The sequence below is a fragment of the Phenylobacterium sp. genome (assembly GCF_031412415.1).
Classification (GTDB): Bacteria; Pseudomonadota; Alphaproteobacteria; order Caulobacterales; family Caulobacteraceae; genus Phenylobacterium.
In genome coordinates this window covers 1-4,924 of the sequence record NZ_JANOCX010000114.1, presented here as the reverse complement: position 1 = coordinate 4,924, position 4,924 = coordinate 1, and the positions used below count along the sequence as shown (strand labels likewise).

Annotated in this window: 4 protein-coding genes; 3 read left to right on the top strand and 1 reads right to left on the bottom strand. The window is 68.2% G+C overall.

Annotated elements, in window-relative coordinates:
* The coding region (locus tag RMO04_RS05705) for an alpha/beta fold hydrolase (protein ID WP_309643824.1) at nucleotides 1–947 on the top strand (947 nt) is incomplete at its 5' end.
* Here RMO04_RS05705 and RMO04_RS05700 read toward each other — a convergent pair.
* Nucleotides 944–1,438 carry a pyridoxamine 5'-phosphate oxidase family protein gene (locus tag RMO04_RS05700; RefSeq protein WP_309643823.1) on the bottom strand — a complete coding sequence of 165 codons (495 nt, stop codon included), beginning with the start codon at nucleotides 1,436–1,438 and terminating at the stop codon, nucleotides 944–946. The two genes, RMO04_RS05705 and RMO04_RS05700, sit on opposite strands and share 4 nt — an antisense overlap.
* A 106-nt stretch (nucleotides 1,439–1,544) precedes the next feature.
* On the opposite strand from RMO04_RS05700, the gene recF reads away from it, so the two are divergent.
* Together recF and RMO04_RS05690 are read left to right on the top strand one after the other, a co-directional pair.
* Complete coding sequence (gene recF, locus RMO04_RS05695) at nucleotides 1,545–2,684, top strand: DNA replication/repair protein RecF (protein WP_309643822.1); 1,140 nt, start codon at nucleotides 1,545–1,547, stop codon at nucleotides 2,682–2,684.
* Nucleotides 2,681–4,924, top strand: a 2,244-nt coding sequence (locus RMO04_RS05690; protein ID WP_309643821.1) for a DNA gyrase subunit B, incomplete at its 3' end; no start/stop codon positions are given. The genes recF and RMO04_RS05690, both read left to right, overlap by 4 nt.

Sequence of the window (4,924 nt, the reverse complement as noted above, 5' to 3'; positions counted from 1 at the left end):
GCGTGCTGGCGGACTTGAAGTTTTCGCCCGATACCCTGCGGCTGGCCATCGGACTGAACTCGTCGACCTCGCCCGCCGATGTCTGGACCTGGGACCTTCCGGACTCGAAGCTGGTCCGCTGGACCCACAGCGAGATGGGTGGCCTGAAGTCCGCCGACATGGTGGAGCCCGGCCTGATCCGCTTCGCCAGCTTCGACAAGCGCCAGATCCCCGCCTGGATCTACCGGCCCAAGGGGGCGAAGGGGCCCTCGCCGGTGATCATCGACATCCACGGCGGGCCGGAAGGCCAGACGCGGCCAGGGTTCTCCAGCACCTACCAGTACTGGGCCAAGGAGCTTGGCGCCGCGGTGATCGCGCCGAACGTCCGCGGCTCCACAGGCTACGGGAAGACCTACCTGGCCCTCGACAACGCCATGAAGCGCCAGGACTCGGTGAAGGACATCGGCGCCCTGCTCGACTGGATCGCGACCCAGCCTGACCTCGACAAGAGCCGTGTGGTGGTCTCCGGCGGCTCCTATGGCGGCTTCATGAGCCTGGCGGCGCTGGCGGCCTATAATGACCGCATCGCCGGCGCCATCGACACGGTGGGCATCAGCGACTTCACCACCTTCCTCACCAACACCGAGGGCTATCGCCGCGACCTGCGCCGCGTGGAGTACGGCGACGAGCGCGACCCGGAGATGAAGGCCGAGTTCGACCGCATCTCGCCGCTCAACCTCACCGACAAGATGACCAAGCCGCTGTTCGTCATCGCCGGCTTCAACGACCCTCGCGTGCCCTGGACCGAAGGCCAGCAGATCGTCGCCAAGGTCCGCGCCAACGGCGGCGACGTCTGGTGGATGATGGCCAAGGACGAAGGCCACGGCTTCCGCAAGCAACAAAACCGCGACGCGTTGCGGGAGGCCGAGACGTTGTTCCTGCGGAAGGTGTTCGCGGGCGGCCGCTAGTTCAGGCGAACTTCGGCGGTTTTGTCGGCGTAGTCCTTCTTCGGATCGCTGCCGAGCAGCATCTTCACGCCGGCGAACAGGCTGTTGGCGTTGAGCCAGATCTGGGCGTCGTCGGGGTCGAAACGAAGGAGCTGGAGCTTCGGATCGTCCTTGCCGCCTTCGTACCAGGCGGCGACGAACTTGTTCCACAGACGGTCGATGGTCGCCCGGTCGTTGTGGGCGGTCAGGCGGCCATGGACGGTGGCGAACACGTCATGGCCCTTGTCGGCGAAGTGGAATACCGCGCGGTCGCCGCCGTCGCCCATCGCCTCGACCAGTTCAGTGTCCTTGGCGGTGAAGAACCAGATCGGGCCGCGGTCGTCATCGCCGTCCAGCTGCGCGGTCATCGGCTTGGCGTGGTCGTCGTCGACGCCGGTCAGGCCCAGCATGACGGTCATGTCCGAGCGCAGCGCCTTCCAGAACTTCTCTTTGATCTCGACTTCGGTGGTCATGTCGGTTTCTCCAATTGAGGAGGTCGAACGGCGGCGGCGGACTGTTGTTCCTAAGGCCAAGCTCGCCCCCTTCGCGCCTGCCCGCGAAACCGGGTATGACGCGCCGGTGACCGCCTTCGCCCACCTGACCCTGACGGATTTCCGATCCTACGGCCGCGCCGAGCTGACCCTGGACGGCCGGCCGGTGTTCCTGGTGGGGCCCAACGGCGCGGGCAAGACCAACCTGCTGGAGGCGATCAGCCTGTTCACGGCGGGGCGCGGCCTGCGCGGCGCGGCGCTGGCCGAGATGGGCCGCCGCCAGCCGGGGGAGACCCAGGGCCGGGCCTGGGCCGTCGCCGCGGTGATCGTCGAGAACGGCGAGGAGACCCGCGTCGGCACCGGCGTCGAGACCCCCGGCGCCGCGCGGCGCACGGTTCGGCTGGAGGGGGAGCCCGTGCCGCCGGGCCGGTTGTCGGACCTGCAGCGCCAGGTCTGGCTGACCCCCGCCCAGGACCGGCTGTTCCTGGAGGGCGCGGGCGATCGCCGCCGCTTCCTGGACCGGCTGGTGTTCGCCGCCGAGCCCAGCCACGCCGCCCACGTTTCGGCCTATGAGAAGTCCCAGCGCGAGCGGATGCGGCTGTTGACCGAGGGACCGGCCGATCCCGCCTGGCTTTCGGCCCTGGAGGCGCGGCTGGCGGAGGCCGGCGCCCAGATGGCCGAGGCCCGCGCCCGCACCCTGGCGGCCTTGCAGGCCGAGATCGACGGGCGCGGCGACCGACCCTTCCCGCAGGCCAGGCTGACCCTCACCGGCGACTGGGAACGCATGGCCGGGGAGGGCGTGGAATTCGCCCAGATCGAGGCGCGATTGGCAAGGTCGCTGGCCGCCGCGCGCGACCGTGACGCCGCCGCCGGGCGGGCTCTGACCGGGCCGCATCGGGGCGATCTGGCGGTGATCCACGCCGAAAAGGACAGGCCGGCGGCCGAATGCTCGACCGGCGAGCAGAAAGCCCTGATTTTGAACCTTGTTTTGGCCCAGGCGGCGCGTCTTTCGCGTGCAGAATCGCAGCCAAACCCTATATTGTTGCTGGACGAGGTCGCAGCGCATCTCGACCGCCGCAGGCGGTCCGCGCTGTTCGACGAAATCGAGGCGCTCGGGCTGCAGGCGTTCCTGACCGGCACGGACGAGCTTCTCTTCGAGGATTTGAAGGGCCGGGCCCAGGGCGTCCACGTGGATGGCTCGAACCCGGCGATTCTGGACACTGAATGACCGACGAGACGCAGATTCCCGACAACACGCCCGAGAACAACGGCCAGGCCGAATACGGCGCCGAGTCCATCAAGGTGCTGAAGGGCCTGGACGCCGTGCGCAAGCGGCCGGGCATGTACATCGGCGACACCGACGACGGCTCGGGCCTGCACCACATGGTCTATGAGGTGGTCGACAACGCCATCGACGAGACGCTGGCGGGGTGGGCCACCCGCGTCGAGGTGATCCTCAACGCCGACGGGTCGGTCACGGTCACCGACGACGGCCGCGGCATTCCCGTCGACATCCACGAGGGCGAGGGCGTCTCGGCGGCCGAGGTCATCATGACCCAGCTGCACGCGGGCGGGAAATTCGACCAGAACTCGTACAAGGTCTCAGGCGGCCTGCACGGGGTGGGCGTCTCCGTCGTGAACGCGCTCTCCGACTGGCTCAAGCTTAAGATCTATCGCGGCGGCAAGGCCTACGAGATGGAGTTCCGCCGCGGCGACGCGGTCTCGCCCCTGGTGATGACCGGCGACGCGCCGCTGCGCGAGAACGGCGAGTTCCTGTCGGGGACCGAAGTGACATTCCTGGCCTCCACCGAGACCTTCGCCTTCATCGACTACGACCGGAAGACCCTGGAGCACCGCCTGCGCGAGCTGGCCTTCCTGAACTCCGGCGTGACCATCTGGCTGAAGGACAATCGCGAGGCCGAGCCCTTCGTCGAACTCCTGCACTACGAGGGCGGCATCGAGGCCTTCGTGCGCCATCTGGACAAGGCCAAGACGCCGCTGCTCCGCAGCCCCATCGTGATCCGGGGCAAGAAGGAGAACGTCGAACTCGACATGTCGCTGTGGTGGAACGACGGCTATCACGAGAACGTCCTCTGCTTCACCAACAACATCCCGCAGAAGGACGGCGGCACCCACCTGGCGGCCTTCCGCTCGGCGCTCACCCGGATCATCACCGGCTACGCGGAGAGCTCGGGCGCCACCAAGCGCGAGAAGGTCTCACTGTCGGGCGAGGACGCCCGCGAAGGCCTGACCTGCGTGCTGTCGGTCAAGGTGCCCGATCCGAAGTTCTCGTCGCAGACCAAGGACAAGCTGGTCTCCTCCGAGGTCCGCCCGGCCGTCGAGGGCCTGGTGTCGGAGGGCATCGGCCAGTGGTTCGAGGAACACCCGGTCGAAGCCAAGCTGATCGTCCAGAAGATCGCCGAGGCGGCCATGGCCCGCGAGGCCGCCCGAAAGGCCCGCGAACTGACGCGGCGAAAGTCGGCCCTCGACATCACTTCCCTGCCCGGCAAGCTGGCCGACTGCTCGGAGAAGGACCCGGCCAAGTCCGAGATCTTCCTGGTGGAGGGCGACTCCGCCGGCGGCTCGGCCAAGCAGGCGCGCAATCGGGAGAACCAGGCGATCCTGCCCCTGCGCGGTAAGATACTGAACGTCGAGCGGGCGCGGTTCGACAAGATGTTGTCGTCTGACCAGATCGGCACCCTGATCGTGGCCCTGGGCGCCGGCATCGGGCGCGACGAGTTCGATATCGAGAAGGTCCGCTACCACAAGATCGTCATCATGACGGACGCCGACGTCGACGGCGCCCACATCCGCACGCTGCTGCTGACCTTCTTCTATCGGCAGATGCCGCAGATCATCGAGCGGGGCTTCCTCTATATCGCCCAACCGCCGCTCTACAAGGCGACCAAGAACCGCCAGTCCCGCTATCTCAAGGACGACGCCGAGCTCGAGAACTACCTGATCGACGAGGGGGTCGAGGGCGCGACCCTGGACCTGCGATCGGGCGAACGGCTGGTGGGCGCCGACCTGCTGGCCCTTGTGCAGGGCGCGCGGGGGGCCAAGGCCAATATCGAACGCCTCTCCAGCCGCGCCCCGGCCATCGCCATCGAACAGGCCGCGCTCGCCGGCCTGTTGAACGAGGGCGGCGGCGACCTGGCCACGGCCGCCGCGCGCATGGACCTCTACGCCGAGGAAGGCGACGGCCGCTGGACTGGCGAAGTCGCCGCCACCGGCGGGTTCGCCTTCTCCCGCGTCCGCCGAGGGGTGTCGGAACGCGTGGTGCTGGATGACCTGCTGCTGCACGCCGCCGACGCCCGGCGCCTGTCTGAACGCTCGGCCGCCATGGCCGAGACCTTCCAGGGCGTGGGGACCTTCACCCGCAAGGATCGATCCTCGAAGATTCGCGGACCCCTCGACCTGTTCGCCGCGGTCATGGAGGCCGGTCGTCGCGGTCTGGCCATCCAGCGC

Coding starts and splice junctions, on each gene's coding strand:
- RMO04_RS05700 (WP_309643823.1), bottom strand. CDS start 1,438: ATGACCACCGAAGTCGAGATCAAAGAGAAGTTCTGGAAGGCGCTGCGC.